This is a genomic window from Rhodococcus sp. MS16, assembly GCF_013277795.1.
GTDB lineage: Bacteria > Actinomycetota > Actinomycetes > Mycobacteriales > Mycobacteriaceae > Rhodococcus_F > Rhodococcus_F globerula.
Map to the genome: position 1 here is coordinate 1 of NZ_VBTM01000016.1, position 15,449 is coordinate 15,449.

Here is a 15,449-nt window from a genome sequence, read left to right on the forward strand (position 1 = left end):
GAGAGACATCTTCTCGACGGTCGAAGATTCGGCAAAAGCAGCATTGTTGACCAGGGATGCGATACCGGAAGCTTGGTCCGCGTCCACATTCCCGCGTAGCGGGAGGCGACGTTGACCACACTGGCCACCGATGGACTAATACGAGTGATCAGCCTCACTGCGAGGCCAACTTTCCCTGCCCGTTCGCCGATCAGCTCTCTCACATCATCTCCTACAGCGAAATTTCTAGAAGTCGAAATCCATGGCCTGGATCCAGCAGTAACAACGCTCGGCGGAAGGTGAAGTCCGATGGTGAAGAGCCGGAACGTAAGTCGGTATCTGGCCAAGCTGGCAGCAGTGCTGCTGTTGGTGAGCTTGGCGACATTTCTACTCCTGGAGTTGATTCCGGGAGATCCGATCGATGCTTTGCTTCCGGACGGGGCCACAGAGGAGATGCGGGCCGCGGCGAACGAACGATTCGGTCTCGACGGACCGATGTTCCAGCGTTACTTCGAATGGCTCGGTAGTGCCTTACAAGGCGATCTCGGACGATCGATTCAATCGCAAATGCCCGTGGCCGATGCGATTGTCGATCGTCTACCCGTCACTCTGGAACTTGCCTTCGTGTCGATTCTGCTCGCACTCCTGATCGCGGTTCCTGTAGGCGTGTATTCGGCGTACCGACCCGGTGGTCTCGTCGACAGGATCACAACATTGATCTGCGCTGTGACACTGTCGATTCCGAGCTTTCTCCTGGGGGTGCTGCTGGTTTTCGTTTTTGCAGTCACCCTGGGCGCACTTCCTGTTACCGGATGGACTCCTCTGTCCGAGGGCCTGATACCCCACCTGCGCAGCTTGGCTCTTCCCGTGATAACGCTCGCCGCATTGGAGGCTGTCGGCTTCATTCGGTTGCTACGCAACGACATGATCGCGACACTTCAGCAGGATTTTGTCCTTTCTGCACGAGCACGCGGGCTTTCCGCTCCGCGGATTCTTTTGACCCACGCACTGCGTCCCTCCGCCTTCTCACTCCTGACAGTCATGGGAGTAACGCTCGGACGTCTGATCGGCGGGACCGTGATCGTGGAATCACTCTTCTCACTTCCAGGGCTGGGTTCTCTTGTGCTGACATCGATTACCGGCCGAGACCTGTTCATGATTCAAGGCATTGTTCTGGTCGTCGCCGTGGGCTACGTACTCATCAACGCACTGGTGGACCTCACCTATCCCTTGCTAGATCCGAGAGTGAGAACAACATGAGCGTAACTGGATCATCACGCGACTCCACGTCCGTTGATGTCTTGCCACAGGTCTCCTTCGAAGCGCCGAACGGTCTGGAAGGTGACCCACACACGCTCCCCGTTGTGCCCGAAGAGGTCAAACGCCGTCGGCGCCGACGGCGAGACGTCGGCGCCGGGCTCGGCGCAGCATGGATGGTGATCATCGTTCTCGCCGCAGTTTTTGCGGACTTACTACCGCTTCCCGCATATGACCAGATCAGCAATGTGTACTCGCTACCACCCTTTCGCGACATGGGGCACATTCTCGGCACTGATCAGCTCGGCCGAGATCAACTCAGCAGGGCGCTCTACGGAGCGCGGGTCTCCCTCGCCGTCGCAATCGGCGCAACGCTGTTGGCACTGACGGTCGGAACCATCGTGGGCCTTCTCTCCGGATACTTCCGGGGCGCAGTCGACACGATACTGGGCATCAGCACCGATGCGGTGCTTGCTTTTCCACCGCTCATCCTGCTGATCGCCCTGGTTGCGGTACAGGAACCAAGCGCGACCACGTTGGCTCTTGGACTCGGAGCGGTAGGCGCTCCTACCTTCGCCCGAATCGCGCGAGCCAACACAATTGCCTTCGCTTCCCGGGAATTCGTCACTGCAGCAAGGTCGATGGGTTGCACCGATCTGCGGATCATCATTCGGGAAATTCTGCCGAACGTGTTGCTGCCGGTGGTTTCGTTTGCCACCATCGTTGCAGCGGGTCTCGTTGTTGCCGAGGGGTCATTGAGCTTTCTGGGCTTGGGAATTCCACCGCCTACCCCGAGCTGGGGCGGCATGATCGCTGCAGGACGCGAAAGCCTTTACGAAACACCATTTCTGGTTCTCGTGCCAGGTGTCTTCTTCTTTCTGACGGTGTTTTCACTCAACCGAATCGGCGACTGGGCTCGCGGCCGTGTGGGTCGGGAGTCTTCGCTGTGACTCCCGGAAGCAGGCAGAATGCCATGACAACACTTGACTCAGTCGGCATCGCCGACGAGCCGACTCCGTCTATTCTCGAGGTGTCTGATCTCCGCGTGTGGTTCGATACGCCACGCGGCATGGTTCGTGCGGTCGACGGCGTCACTCTCGACGTACAAGCGGGCCGCACCCTTGGAGTGGTGGGCGAGTCGGGATCCGGAAAATCGGTGCTGTCGCGAGCTGTGATGAACATCCTCGCACCGAGCGCTGTCATTCAACCTCGATCGCGAATCGAGATCGAGGGCCGGGACACCGCCTCCCTGTCCAAGGCGCAGGCTCGTGATCTGTGGGGATCACGCGTTGCCATGGTTTTTCAGGACCCGATGACGTCATTGACGCCGGTCCTGACGATCGGGCATCAGCTGACCGAGACACTGCGACGTCATATGACGATGAGTAAGGCCGATGCCCTGACCCGGGCCGAGGAACTTCTCACCTGGGTCGGCATCCCTGACCCACGCAAGCGCTTGAAGCAATACCCGCACAACATGTCCGGTGGTATGAGGCAGCGTGTGGTCATCGCACTCGCACTGGCATGCTCACCTCGCTTGCTCATTGCCGACGAACCCACCACCGCGCTCGACGTGACGGTCCAGCACCAGGTTCTCAACCTGCTGGCGCGGCTTCAGAGTGAGAACGGCATGGCGATGATTCTCATCACTCACGATCTCGGTGTCGTGGCCGGCCGCACCGACGAGATAGCCGTGATGTATGCCGGGCGCATCGTCGAACAGGCTCCGACAAATGCCCTCTTCACGGAAATGCGTCACCCGTATACGCAGGCACTACTACGATCGATTCCGCGCGTCTCGGATCCGAGTCACACTCGCCTTCAAGCGATTCCCGGACGACCACCGTCCGTGATCGACCCGGCGCCTGGTTGCGCTTTTGCCGCCAGATGTCTCCATGCGCGGCCACGGTGCCTGGTCGAAACGCCGGCGCTGATGCCCACCAACGGGATCAACGATCGTCACCGGCATGCGTGTTTCTTTCCTGTCGGGACTCCATCCGGGGACCAGGCTCTCGCCGACAACGTGCGCGAAGGTCGTTCTGCAGCAGGTCTTCCCGTCGACGAAAGGAACGTGCTCTGACATGGCCGGTACTGGTACCGCACACTTGAGAGAAGCCGAGAATCCGGTGCTTCGAGTGCACAATCTTGTTGTCGAATACTCCACCGGAGGCGGCGAGAAGTTCGCGGCCGTAGCCGACATCAGTCTCGACATACTTCGCGGCGAAACCTTGGGTTTGGTGGGCGAATCCGGTTGCGGCAAATCCACAGTCGCAAAAGCGATCATGCAACTTCCCAGACCGACGTCCGGTGAAGTGTTATTCGACGGCCGTGACCTCGCCGCGATGTCCGCTTCCGAGTTGCGCTCCGAGCGTCGCAAGCTGCAAATGATCTTTCAGGATCCTATTTCCTCACTCAACCCTCTGCGTCGCGTTCGGCATATCGTTGGCGAAGGCCTCGACGTAGCGGGTAAGGGCAGTCGAGCCGAACGGGCCGCGGCCGTCGACAACATGTTGTCGGTCGTCGGACTGGATCCGGAAGTCGCCGGAGATCGTCGTCCACATGAATTCTCCGGCGGTCAGTGCCAACGGATTTCGATCGCGCGAGCCATTGTCGTCGAACCCGATCTGGTGGTGTGCGACGAGCCGGTATCCGCACTTGACGTCTCGGTACAGGCACAAATCCTGAACCTCCTCGAAGACATGAAGGAACGGTACGGATTGACCCTGCTGTTCATCGCCCACGACCTCGCGGTGGTGAAGAACGTCAGCGATCGAGTGGTGGTGATGTACCTGGGAAAGATCTGCGAGGTCGCTTCCCCGGACTCGCTGTATGCAGCACCTCGCCATCCGTACACCGAGGCTCTTCTCGCCGCAATTCCCGAACCCGACCCCATGGCGGCGCCGACCGGCGACGCACTTGTCGGTGAATTGCCGTCACCACACGATCCGCCCAGCGGATGTAGGTTTCGCACGCGATGCCCGAGGGCGGATTCGCTCTGTTCTGCAGAGGAACCCGTGATCCGCGAAGTTGCGCCGAACCATTTTGTCGCATGCCATTTTCCACTGTCCGAACCGAACGATAGGAAGCAGCCATGACTACAAGCACACGCCATCCCATGACACCAGCGGTGCCACCGCAATTCATCGAGGACATCTACACGCCCGACGAGACGGCAGTCCTCTTCGACATCGTCCGCAACAACGGACCGTGGCGGCTCATTGCAGCTCACCATTTCAAAAGCGCTGAGGAGTACCTCGCCGTCTCGGGGCCGAAGAATCGCGATCCTGATGTGAAGCTGGAGTTGTCCGATCTCCTGACACCGACCTTCCGCAGCTACTTCGGCGATCGGGGTGTGGCTTACGAGGACAAAGCACACGAACTTTACTTCAACAGGCGACTCCTCGACATGATCAAAGGCATCCACGGTGCCTCTTATGCAGTTCCGAGCAGCTACCTCTTCAACCTCCGCGCACCGGCACACAGCTACGACGCCGGTCACTTCGACGGCGCCAGCTGGCGCGGGGTCGACATGGGCAACGCACCTCTATGGTTGATCAGCGTCATGGCGAAGTCCGGACTGTTCGAGCGCTGGGAAATCAAGACCGGACAGGTTATCGCGTACTACTACAACTCCGACATCGATGGCGGTTTCACCTACTGGCCCGACGGCCCGGACCTCGCACCGAGTCGATTCGCCGCTCCGTTCTGGAACAGCGGACTTCTCACCAACAACGAGAAGATGTTCCATCGGGGTGAGGCGAGCGGTCCTCGCGACAAGCGGTCCATCCCCAAGCTCCAACTCGATTCCGTCATCGAAGGAGTCGGCACAGACGAATGGGTCATTCGCAACGGATCCGAAGAGATCGCCCGATATCACGATAGCGACATGCGCTTTCTTTTCCACTACAGCGCAAATGTTTTCGATGATCTTACGGACGTCAAACGGTACCTCGATCACACCGACGATCTGACAGTCGAGCAAGCCATCGGCATGCTGATCGACGACCTCGACGCCCGTGGCGTGTCGTACACGAGCCCATCGGATCCGCTCAACGACGCCGACTTCGTCGCGACACTCACGCACACGTACGCGATGGCGCCGTCGCACTACCCCGCAGAAGCTCCGCTGGACATCATGCGTAGCAAACACGGAAAAAAGTCCTAGTCACCGCCCCCACGGGCTCGATTCAAATCTCCCGCTACGCGAGACGATCATTTCTGCAAGGGTTTCGACCAGAAGTAGGTTAAAAGCATGGCAGGCGAGAAGGTATACGTGATAGACCGGATCATCACGGAACCGGGGTGCGGGAAGAAGTTCGTCGATGCGTACACAACCGAGTACGTACCAGCGGCGCAGCGCCGCGGCATGATCCTGAAAAATGTTCTCGTCAGTCCCCCTCTATGGGTCGAGGACGAAACCAACATCGTGACGATCAGCTGGGCGGTGGAGGGCACGTCCGGCTGGTGGAATATGACACGCCAGGGTCGAGCCGATCCGGAGTCCAGCCAGTGGTGGGAACGGCATTCTGCGTTGATAGTCGAGCGCAGTCGCACCATGGCCGCTGAAGCAGCCGATATCGAAGGGCTCTCCGATGTATAACGTCACTCGAATCGTCCACGCTGCCGAGAATGCAACGACCGAGACGTGGGACGCCGCCGTGGCCTCTGTGACAGCGGCGGCCGAAGCGTCGGGTGCTACCCGCCAGATTGTATCGAGAACACTGCCGGGCGTGATCAACGGCGGCGATTTGATCGTCCACTTACAGTTCAGCGACGAACATTCGTGGGAAATGACGAGCGGCGCCCTCGACGGCAGCTTCGAGCATCCCGCGATCGAGCGGTTCCACGGCGTTGAGTACCAGTCAGGAACGAGCGGACGGTCGGCGATCGACACCCGTAACAGTGTCTACCGAACGTTGCTCCTGCGAGTTGCGCCCGGCACCGAACCGAGCAGCATCGAGCATTTCGAAAGCGATTTGTTGCGGATGCCTGCGCTCGTCTCGTCGATCGGTGCATGGCGGCTGAGCCGTGTAACAACTGCCGTCGGTCCGACGCCGTGGACACATGTGTGGGAGCAGGAATTCACCGACCATGCCTCGTTGCTCGGACAGTACCTCGATCATCCGATTCATTGGGGTGTCGTAGACCGTTGGTTCGATCCGGAATGCACCGAGGTCATCGTCCGTGATCGGGTCTGCCACAGCTTCTGTGCGCTCGGCACACCAATCTTGCTCGGTACTTAGAACGCTGTTCGGTAACGGTTAGGACATTGTCTGGAAGACGGAGACGTTGAAGCGGCGACCACTGAACATCACATCGCCTACGGAAGTCTCACCGACACCACCTGGTGACTGATCGAACCGAAACTGCCGATCTCGCAAAGTCTGCGTGGTCACCCTTTCTGCAACAATCACCAGATCACGGAAGACGTCGTGTCGGTTCCGGACCGGAATCCAACAGCAGCCCACCAGGGGATCGGGGACACGATCTTGGCCGGCCTCGTGTGCCCACACCGACGCTCGAGCCTCGTCCACTGGACCGTGTTGGTGGACTAGTCGACTTGTCGCGTCCACCAACACGGGACGAAGTCATTTGCGGCCCAAGCGGGCGAACCCACTGTGCACCCAACCGTACCGGGATCTCAGCACAAAGATTCACCGACTCAGCGGCGGCAACGACGACCCCTGACCTTCTCACCGGACCGGTAAGACCGGAGACTCTCCCGCGTTTCCGCTGGCGATGAAGGAAATTGTCATGCCACGGACGGGCCAGGGTGGGGCGATATGCGCCCAAATGCGGAATCGGCGCCAAGGCTCAGTCTTAATCCAACCGAACTTATCTGCGATCTCGAGGCACCGAAGTGGCTACCGCAGAGCCTGATAATCGAAATGCAATCGATTCGGACGAGGCGCGGCCTCGACCAGTTCCGAGTCGATTCCAGGCAACCGCGTAGTCGAGGATCTTCTGCGCTCCCGCCAGCGGCAGGCGCTCACAACTCGGTACGTGGCTCTGAGCAGTATGTATCTGGATCAAGCATGTGTGGATCAGCAGACAGGTCCGGAACTCAACGCACGAATGTCCTGCATCGGGATCGCTCGCCGATGCAGGACATTTCGACGCGCTGCAGATGTATGTCCGACGTCATTCCAGGAGAAACCTCAAGAAATACCAGAACTCCTCAGGAGCCTGAATGGCACCGAACCACCCAGGCTCCCTGCAACGCACAGACCGCTACAAACCTGTCATTTCTGCACCCACGCCAGTTCTGGACGGAACCAATACTGGTATGCCGGCTCCACACCGTGGACGGACGTAGGAGTGATCAGGGTGGAAACAGAGGGACGCCAGAAGTGGTAGGCGGTTGTATCGATGATTTGTCTGATCGCCGTCTTGTAGGCCTCGTTCACGACAATCGGGTCATTCGAAGAATGTGTCGTTTCCAATGCTTGATCGACGATCGGATCAGAGTAGCCGGCGGTGTTGCTCGAACCTTTCGTGTGGAACACCTTGTATAGGTTGTCCGGATGCGCACCACCCAGCGAATTGAGTATGAGATCGTAGTTGCCAGAGATCAATGCAGACGAAAAGCCGGCTCCGTCAAGTGGCTTGACCTCTAGCTTCAGACCATCCACCTGCTCGAGTTGAGCTTGCAGCAGCTCCGCCACCTGGGTCAGGCTGGGACTACCTGCTGTCGTGACATACGACAGCACAACATCGCCACCACCGTTACGGGCACGGTACTCGTCAATCAACTTCTGAGCACCTGCGACATCGTTGTCCGGCCATACGGCGGTCTCGTCGTGGAGCGGGTTTCCCTCCGGTATGAAGTGATCGGCCACCGCGTCATCGGGAAAGACCGCAGCCATGATCTGGTCATTGTCGATCAACTTGCCCACAGCTCTCCGAACCCCCGGATCAGCCAGTGCCCCGCGGCTGCTCAACCGGACACCCTGTCCACCAAGAAGATTCGTCGAGACAAGATCCATGCCCGCATTCTTCGCCCGGGAGGGGTACTTGGCGCCGCTGACCATCATCACGTTGACATCACCAGACTGGAGGGCATTGAAGCGCTGGTCGTCTGCGGGGATTGTCTTGACCACGACGCGGTCGACATACGGCCGCGGCTGGTCCCAGTAGCCCGGGTTACGGTCGAGAACCATCTCGGTGCCTCGGGCCCAGGACGTCATCACGAAAGGACCTGCACCAACCGGGGAATTGCCGAAATCTGCACCCTTCTGCGTTATCGCGGTAGGTGACCCGACGAATGCCAGCGACTCGGTCAACATAAACGGAAGTTGATGATTAACTTCGGTTGCAGTCACTGTAAGCGTGGTTTCATCCACCACGCTCCACGAAATTGATTTGGCTGCAGCCATACTGGGTGAGAGCATCTTCGGATCCAGAATGCGCTGCCAATTGAAGGCAACAGCCTCGGCATTAAAGGGCGTTCCGTCGGTGAAGGTCAGACCGGGACGCAGCGCGAGAGTCCAAACTTTGCCATCCTCACTGGAAAAGGACTCTGCCATACCAGGCGAAACTTCACTAGACGCGATGTCGTAGTAGAGCAGTGCGCCGTAGACCGCCTGACACGGCGCCAATCCAATCCCATTGGCGCATGTAACAGGATCCACCGACTGCGCGTCCGAGTTGTAAGAGAAGGTGAGAGTGCCTCCACGCTGGGGCTCGCCTGCCTGACCACTCGGAGCTGCAGTCGAGTCGCTCGAGCACGACGACAGCAATAGGGTCAGTGCGGCGCCGGCACTCAGCGCCATGAGAATGCGAGATCGAGTTTTCAATCGGTAACTCCTCTGGTGATGATGCTGGGTTGATAGTTGTATGCGTCCTGAATTTCGAACCGAATGACCTCTGGGGCCTTGTCGAACCTGAACATTGGGCGCCAGGGGGATGATCGATCTGGGTAGCTTTTGTCCCTCATCTTCCCCGAGGCGCACCTCCACTGCGACAACAAAGACGAAGCGATTGACGTCATGCGATGCGAAGCTCTTTGTTACTCAGTAGAATAGAAGCCCAAGAGGCAGTAGACGACTGCATTGTCGGCATAACGATGAATGCTGTCATCCACTTTCGCGATTGTGCTTCCGCCCCATTAGGCGACGGACTTCTGTATTAGCTCATCCATCGAATGTTCAGGCAAGGCCTTCTCCCATGTGGCGGACAGCACTCATCCGTCGCCAGATGCAGGAATTCCAAATTCGCACGGCGGCAATGACATTTATCTACGCAATGGAATCACTCATCAGTTCGTGGACTCTCGTGAATCATCGCACTCCGACTGCCGCCCGCAGGTGCTCTTATCGAGATCTCAGCGGGCCTGCAATCTGCCAATACGTACACAAGTCTGTGACGCAGTCGCATCCAACGATCAGAATACCGAGCCTCGTCCGTCCTCCCACGGGACTCGAGAATCGAGAAGCACCTTGTCCAGAGCATTCCGAGCAATGATATAGCTACTCGCGTCCATGACCTCGTCGAAGTTGTCGCGAAGCAACTCCATACTCAATTCGCCTTGCCCGGCCTGGAATCCGGTTGCGATACCCACAAAGACCCTCCGCATGTGATCGCCGCCGATAGCGAACATCTCGCCACTGACCGGAACATCGTCATGAACGAGGAAAGCTGCTGCCGCCGCTGCAGCTTCAGGCGGATAGTACTTGTCCATACCCGCTGAGATGGTGTCACCCATCAGCCCGGTCATGCGTGCCGCAGCAGTGGGCATTACGCAGTTGACTTTTATATTCTTGTCGCCGGCGGCTGCTCGATAAGCAAGGTTACGAGTGAGTCCCCACGTTGCGCCCTTGGCCGCTGGGTAACCAGCGGAGCTGTTCATCCCAAGAAACGCAGACGAGGACACATTGAGAATTCTCCCAAAATTCCTGCCCCACATATGTTTCCATGCCGACTTCGTCACAAAGAAGGCGCCACCGGCCGCAACCATCAGATCGGCTACGTATTGTTCGTCGGTGTTCTCGTCGATAGGACCACGCGCCACTACTGCGCCCGCGTTGTTGACGACTACATCGACGTGACCCCAGGTTGCCAATGCTTGGTCGATGATCGCACTACCTCCGGAACCTGTTGCGACGGAATCGAAGTTGGCTTCGGCAACCCCACCGGCATCAACAATTTCCGCCGCGGTTCTCTTCGCCGGACTCTCGTCTGCGCCGCCGCCGTGAATGCTCCCTCCCAGATCGTTCACCAGAACTTTCGCTCCCCGCTCAGCGAGAGCCAGTGCATACGCACGACCCAGGCCGTTTCCTGCACCCGTTACTACAGCAACCTTTTCATCGAATCTCATCTCGACCACTGTTCACGCCCTCGTTAGTTCCGATACGTCAAGGCACCAGTGTCACTGGGCTGATCAACGGCGATTCGCTCGGAATCGGCGACGGTAAATCCTGAGGTACGAGGACACATCGTGTACCGGTAAAGATAGTTGTCATGCATTTGTTGTTGTGATTGCAGAGCGAACGAACCGCTGAGTCGGCCGCGATTCGGTTGATCAGGTCCGGCTCCCGTAGCAGCGCACGTCCCATCGCGACAAACTCGAAACCTTCCGACATCGCACGATCCATGGTCTGCTTGTTCGTCACGCCGCCGAGAAGAATCATCGGCATGTCGACAGCTGACCGGATCTGTAGAGCATCATCGAGTAGGTACCCGTCGTAATAGGGGTACTCGCGAAGGACATGCTTGCCGACAAGCTTGATTCCCGATCGAACAGGTTCGGGCACAGCAGCAGCGAACTCCGTGATCGGGGAATCCCCCTTGAACAAGTACATAGGATTGAGCAGCGAACTTCCCGCAGTCATCTCCAGAGCGTCGACAGTGCCCGACTGCTCGATCCACTGCGCGACCTGGCATGCTTCGTCGATCCAAAAGCCGCCAGGGACACCGTCATCCATATTCAATTTGGTGATGATGCCCAGGCGATCCTGTGCTGCCTCACGCACCTCGTGAAGGATCTCGAGCGCCAGTCGGGCTCGATTCTGCAGTGAGCCACCGTATTTGTCTTCACGCCGGTTCAGTTTCGGACTGAGGAAGGAACTTGCCAGATAATTGTGCCCGAGATGCACCTCCACGGCGTCGAACCCCGCGTCGATCGCCATTCTCGCGGCATTTCCGTGCGCCTTCACAACCCTTGTGATGTCTTCTCGTGTAGCTGGGCCGACGGCGCGAAAGAACTGCTTGTTGAAATGCCGACTCGGAGCAATGGGCCGAGTGCCAGTCGACTTCCCGTTATTGACCGGCCCCGAGTGTCCTATCTGAGCCGAGATCGCCGCGCCCGCATCGTGAACCGCATCGGTCAGCTTGCGGAGACCTGGCATAGCCTCGTCGCGCCAAACAATCTGATGGCCGTCGGTGCGTCCATCAGGTGCCACGGCGCAGTAGGCAACGGTCGTCATGGCAACACCGCCACGGGCATGTGCGACGTGGAAGTCGATCAACGGGTCGGTAACCAGACCGTCGCGAGCCATATTCTCGTAAGTGGCTGCCTTGATAGTGCGATTACGCAGGCGAACCGGGCCAAGCTTCGCCGACGAGAAAATATCGGGTCCATCAGATCGAGTCATGTCTTCTCTCATCGTCCAATCACTTGCCGACGGAAATAGGTTCAGGTAGAGAAAAAGCCCCGTTCGGGCGAAAACGTAAACACCCGAACGGGACTCGCAAGCTCACTCTGCCGCGTTTGCAGCCATCTCCTTGGCCCACAACCACTCGTGGCCCCAATAGCTGTCCGCAGTGATTTCTTCCGACGTGTAATAACTCTCGTCGACCAGGGCTCCCTCGGTTCCGAACTCGATGTCCCAGCCACCCGGAACCCGGACGTAGAACGAGATCATCTTGTCGTTTGTGTGTCGGCCCAGTGTCGACGAAACAGGGAAGTCCCGTTTCATCACCTGGTCCAACGCACGTCCAACCGTGTCCAGATCCTCGACCTCGACCATCACATGCACCAAGCCTGGGTCTTTGCCTTCTGGAACAGGCATCAGAGCAAGACTGTGGTGACGCTGATTCACTCCGAGGAACCGGATGCGCATGGGCCCGTACTCCGGCGGAGCCGGCATTCGGAAAGCGCCTCGGGGCAGGAATTCCAGTGTCTCGGTGTAAAAGCGATACGTTTCGTCGAAATTCGGGCTCGGCACGACGACGTGACCCAAGCCCTGATCACCCGTAACGAACTTCTGACCGTAGCCGGTCAGTACAGGGCTGTGATCAAGCACCGGCCCGTGGAAGAACTCCAACGGTGTTCCGCCCGGATCGTCCATCGAGAATGCCTCCTCGACACCACGGGCATCGGCTTCTTCGAGGGACATCGGCTTGACTACGTGCCCCAAACCCTCGAGTCGCTCGCGCAGTCGCGCAAGCGCCGACTGATCACGAACCTCCCATCCGACGGCCGTCACCCGGTCGATCGCAGCCGGTGCGATCACCAGACGCGCACCACGCTCATCCATCCGTAGGTGTAGCGCTCCCTCTTCGGGGCCGGATCCTTCGGCGAATCCCAATACGTCGAAGGCCAACTCCCGCCATCTGTCGATGTCGGTTGCGTCCACCCTGACATACCCCAGGGCCTTGATCTCGCTCATATTTCCTCACTGACTTTGAATGATACTGCGCAGGAATAACATCGACGCTCAGATCATGATGCGTAGTGTTCCCTGCGGCTCTGCCCCGAGTGAACTGAGCGCCGACGAGTGGTACGGAATACTCGACACGTGAATAGCGTGGTGCAGACCCGCATGCGCATCTCGCCAGAATCGTTGCAGCGGATTGTCGTTCCGAAGTGCATTGCCGCCTGATCGGTCGAAAATCTCGTCGGCAGCACGCACGGCACGCCAGGCCGCGCGAGTCTGGTTCCGCCGCACAAGTGCTCGTTCCTCGAATGAAATCGTCTGCCCTGCATCAACCTTGTCGAATATGCGGTCGACTTGACTCAACAACTGCTGCCGCGATGCGTCGATTTCCGATGCAGCCTCACCGAGGGCGTGCAAGGTGTATGGATCATCCTTGATCGCTGCGCCCGTTGCCCCGACCCGCTCACGCTGATAGGCGATCCCGGCTGCGAGAACACCTTCCGCGATCCCGATAGTGGCGGAGGTAATCCCAAGCGGGAACATCGTCGACCAGGGCATCTTGTACAGCGTCTCGGTAACGCCGTACTCCTGCGCAGCGGTACCGTCGATGACCTTACCCGCGTCCATTACTCGGTAGCTCGGAATAAATTGGTTTGTGACAATGATGTCCTTACTTCCGGTACCGCGCAGGCCAACGACATCCCAACTGTCCTCGACTATTTCGTAGTCGGATCGAGGCAGAATGACATGCAGCCCCTGCGGTGGCATGAGCGGCGCACCGTTCTTGTCGCCGATCATCGCTCCGAGGAAGATCCAGTCACAGTGGTCGGTACCGGAAGAAAACTGCCAGCGACCGGACACGATGTAACCGCCGTCAACCGGGGTCGCGACGCCACCCGGCATGTACGGCGATGCCTGCCACGTGTCACTGTCCGAACCCAGCACTTCCTGCTGAACCTTGGGATCCGCCATAGCCAACTGCCACGGATGCACGCCGACGATGCCGGCCACCCAGCCCGCCGAACCGTACACGCTGGCAGTCTTCATCACCGCTTCGGAAAAGTCTCGGGGATGTGCTTCGAACCCGTCGTACTCCTTGCGTGCGAGCATGCGGATGATCCCAGAGCTCTTGAGACCCTTCGCCATGTCGTCGGGCAGTCGACCTAGCGACTCTGCTTCTTCTGCGCGAGCACGCAGGTCGTCTGCGAGAGCGACGATGTTGTCAAGAACTTGATGGCTCACAGTGCTTCTCCTGAAGATTTTCGAAATGTGTCGGGATTCAGGACGCGGGCGCCGGAATCGCGCTACGTCCGGCAGCTAGGTTGGCATCGATCTCTTCCTGCCAACTCGTCAAAGCTCGTTCGGTATCGATCTCGTACTCGAAGCGATTGACCATTTCCGGTTCGATGTTTTCGACATCCACGTAGAATTGCTGGTACCAACGGCGCAATTGGTATACCGGCCCATCCTCTTCCGACAGAAGAGGATTATCGATGGGAGACTTGTTCTTCCAGATCTCGATGTCTTGCTCGAAACCTATTGCGACGCCGCCGGCAATCGTGTCCGCGATCTCTGCGGCCACCTCATCCGACACGCCCTCCGGCTTCTTGACGATGACGCCGTATTGCAGAACGAATGAAGTCGGAGAAATCGGGTAATGGCAGTTGATCAGGATGATGTTCGGGTCATCTTCGAGGGATTCGGTCCACAATTTGTCAATCATGTACGAAGGCCCGAAATATGATGCATCTGATGCACTTTCGCGGTCATAGTTGCTTCCGATGCTTGCGTCGACAGCGTCAGCTCGTGGCTTCGATCGCATAACTTGGGTTGCGACGTGACCTTCGAAGACATTCCGGAAGTATTGCGGCATCCCATAATGGACGTAGAAGAAGTGAGCCATGTCCACGACATTGTCGACGATCTCTCGACAGTTCGACCCTTCTACCTTCAGCGTTTTCCAAGTCCAGTCGGTCCATTCCGGATCTCCATAGACCGCAATTTCGGGAATGGTGACTTCTTCCGTCGGTTTACTACCCTGCGGGTCGTGCCAGACGTACAGCTGTCCGTTGCGCTCGAGAGTGGTCCACGACTTCGTTCGCGCAAGGGGAGGAACACGCCGCGCGTAAGGGATTTCGGCACACTTGCCATCACCCCTCCAACGCCAATCGTGGAATGGGCAGGCGATCGTGTCACCTTTCACGGCGCCGAGTGCCAGATTCCCTCCCATGTGTGGGCAGAAGGCATTGAGTACGTTGACTTTTCCGTTTTCTCCCGCGAAAACAACCAGTTCTGTTCCGAACGCGGAGATCTGGTGCGGCTTCCCGTCCTTGAAATCGCGTAGCAACCCTAGACAGTGCCAACCACGGGCAAACCGGACCGGCGGCGCACCTGCCTCGATCGTTCTTACCTCTTCGGAATTCGTTGCGGTAGAGCTCATGTGAAACCTCCTGCGTTTCGATCGTAAAGCGCCCCGAAGGTGAATGTGATCAGCCTCTCAACGAAAACCGGCCGACAGATGGCGCGTTCCCGAAGAACGGGAGAGTAATCGGGTGCTGCGACCGTCTCGACTGGACACGACACATCCGGATCTCACGAGGGGAACCAGAGATATCT

Annotated in this window: 13 protein-coding genes; 7 read left to right on the plus strand and 6 right to left on the minus strand. The window is 58.3% G+C overall.

The window, feature by feature from the left end:
- The first annotated feature begins 288 nt into the window (after nt 1-288).
- The 7 genes from FEZ60_RS27240 to FEZ60_RS27270 all read left to right on the plus strand — a co-directional run bounded on the left by FEZ60_RS27240 (nt 289) and on the right by FEZ60_RS27270 (nt 6,479).
- The gene (locus tag FEZ60_RS27240) at nt 289-1,239 is read left to right on the plus strand and encodes an ABC transporter permease (protein WP_045065210.1); all 951 of its coding nucleotides are present in this window, start codon (nt 289-291) and stop codon (nt 1,237-1,239) included.
- Nucleotides 1,236-2,186, plus strand: coding sequence for an ABC transporter permease (locus FEZ60_RS27245; protein ID WP_052683381.1), 951 nt, complete (start codon nt 1,236-1,238; stop codon nt 2,184-2,186). The genes FEZ60_RS27240 and FEZ60_RS27245 overlap by 4 nt, the downstream gene beginning before the upstream one ends.
- 23 nt (nt 2,187-2,209) lie before the next feature.
- Nucleotides 2,210-3,316, plus strand: coding sequence for an ABC transporter ATP-binding protein (locus FEZ60_RS27250; RefSeq protein WP_045065212.1), 1,107 nt, complete (start codon nt 2,210-2,212; stop codon nt 3,314-3,316).
- Between the two features lies 1 nt (nt 3,317).
- Nucleotides 3,318-4,331 (plus strand): oligopeptide/dipeptide ABC transporter ATP-binding protein, encoded by a 1,014-nt coding sequence (locus FEZ60_RS27255; RefSeq protein ID WP_172937556.1) that lies wholly within the window; start codon nt 3,318-3,320, stop codon nt 4,329-4,331.
- Entirely contained in the window at nt 4,328-5,401 is a 1,074-nt protein-coding gene (locus FEZ60_RS27260) for a hypothetical protein (RefSeq protein WP_172937557.1), read from the plus strand. The genes FEZ60_RS27255 and FEZ60_RS27260 overlap by 4 nt, the downstream gene beginning before the upstream one ends.
- 87 nt (nt 5,402-5,488) lie before the next feature.
- Complete coding sequence (locus tag FEZ60_RS27265) at nt 5,489-5,836, plus strand: hypothetical protein (protein WP_172937558.1); 348 nt, start codon at nt 5,489-5,491, stop codon at nt 5,834-5,836.
- Complete coding sequence (locus FEZ60_RS27270) at nt 5,829-6,479, plus strand: Dabb family protein (RefSeq protein ID WP_172937559.1); 651 nt, start codon at nt 5,829-5,831, stop codon at nt 6,477-6,479. The genes FEZ60_RS27265 and FEZ60_RS27270 overlap by 8 nt, the downstream gene beginning before the upstream one ends.
- Before the next feature lie 999 nt (nt 6,480-7,478).
- Here FEZ60_RS27270 and FEZ60_RS27275 read toward each other — a convergent pair.
- The 6 genes from FEZ60_RS27275 to FEZ60_RS27300 all read right to left on the minus strand — a co-directional run bounded on the left by FEZ60_RS27275 (nt 7,479) and on the right by FEZ60_RS27300 (nt 15,273).
- Nucleotides 7,479-8,867: an ABC transporter substrate-binding protein gene (locus FEZ60_RS27275; RefSeq protein WP_346343421.1), complete on the minus strand. Its 1,389-nt coding sequence runs from the start codon at nt 8,865-8,867 to the stop codon at nt 7,479-7,481.
- Between the two features lie 752 nt (nt 8,868-9,619).
- Complete coding sequence (locus FEZ60_RS27280) at nt 9,620-10,552, minus strand: SDR family NAD(P)-dependent oxidoreductase (protein ID WP_172937561.1); 933 nt, start codon at nt 10,550-10,552, stop codon at nt 9,620-9,622.
- A 37-nt stretch (nt 10,553-10,589) separates the two neighbouring features.
- Complete coding sequence (locus tag FEZ60_RS27285) at nt 10,590-11,828, minus strand: NADH:flavin oxidoreductase (RefSeq protein WP_172937562.1); 1,239 nt, start codon at nt 11,826-11,828, stop codon at nt 10,590-10,592.
- A 102-nt stretch (nt 11,829-11,930) separates the two neighbouring features.
- On the minus strand, nt 11,931-12,845 hold the full coding sequence (locus FEZ60_RS27290) for a VOC family protein (RefSeq protein ID WP_045065228.1): 915 nt from the start codon (nt 12,843-12,845) through the stop codon (nt 11,931-11,933).
- Between the two features lie 48 nt (nt 12,846-12,893).
- Entirely contained in the window at nt 12,894-14,075 is a 1,182-nt protein-coding gene (locus FEZ60_RS27295) for an acyl-CoA dehydrogenase family protein (RefSeq protein WP_045065230.1), read from the minus strand.
- 37 nt (nt 14,076-14,112) lie between these two features.
- On the minus strand, nt 14,113-15,273 hold the full coding sequence (locus FEZ60_RS27300; protein WP_172937563.1) for a Rieske 2Fe-2S domain-containing protein: 1,161 nt from the start codon (nt 15,271-15,273) through the stop codon (nt 14,113-14,115).
- Nucleotides 15,274-15,449: the final 176 nt, after the last annotated feature.

What these genes read in the sequence shown, in the direction of transcription:
- FEZ60_RS27260 (WP_172937557.1), top strand. Translation starts at nt 4,328, where the DNA reads ATGACTACAAGCACACGCCATCCCATGACACCAGCGGTGCCACCGCAA.
- FEZ60_RS27290 (WP_045065228.1), bottom strand. Translation starts at nt 12,845, where the DNA reads ATGAGCGAGATCAAGGCCCTGGGGTATGTCAGGGTGGACGCAACCGAC.
- FEZ60_RS27270 (WP_172937559.1), top strand. Translation starts at nt 5,829, where the DNA reads ATGTATAACGTCACTCGAATCGTCCACGCTGCCGAGAATGCAACGACC.
- FEZ60_RS27245 (WP_052683381.1), top strand. Translation starts at nt 1,236, where the DNA reads ATGAGCGTAACTGGATCATCACGCGACTCCACGTCCGTTGATGTCTTG.
- FEZ60_RS27285 (WP_172937562.1), bottom strand. Translation starts at nt 11,828, where the DNA reads ATGACTCGATCTGATGGACCCGATATTTTCTCGTCGGCGAAGCTTGGC.
- FEZ60_RS27240 (WP_045065210.1), top strand. Translation starts at nt 289, where the DNA reads ATGGTGAAGAGCCGGAACGTAAGTCGGTATCTGGCCAAGCTGGCAGCA.
- FEZ60_RS27300 (WP_172937563.1), bottom strand. Translation starts at nt 15,273, where the DNA reads ATGAGCTCTACCGCAACGAATTCCGAAGAGGTAAGAACGATCGAGGCA.
- FEZ60_RS27255 (WP_172937556.1), top strand. Translation starts at nt 3,318, where the DNA reads ATGGCCGGTACTGGTACCGCACACTTGAGAGAAGCCGAGAATCCGGTG.
- FEZ60_RS27250 (WP_045065212.1), top strand. Translation starts at nt 2,210, where the DNA reads ATGACAACACTTGACTCAGTCGGCATCGCCGACGAGCCGACTCCGTCT.
- FEZ60_RS27265 (WP_172937558.1), top strand. Translation starts at nt 5,489, where the DNA reads ATGGCAGGCGAGAAGGTATACGTGATAGACCGGATCATCACGGAACCG.
- FEZ60_RS27280 (WP_172937561.1), bottom strand. Translation starts at nt 10,552, where the DNA reads ATGAGATTCGATGAAAAGGTTGCTGTAGTAACGGGTGCAGGAAACGGC.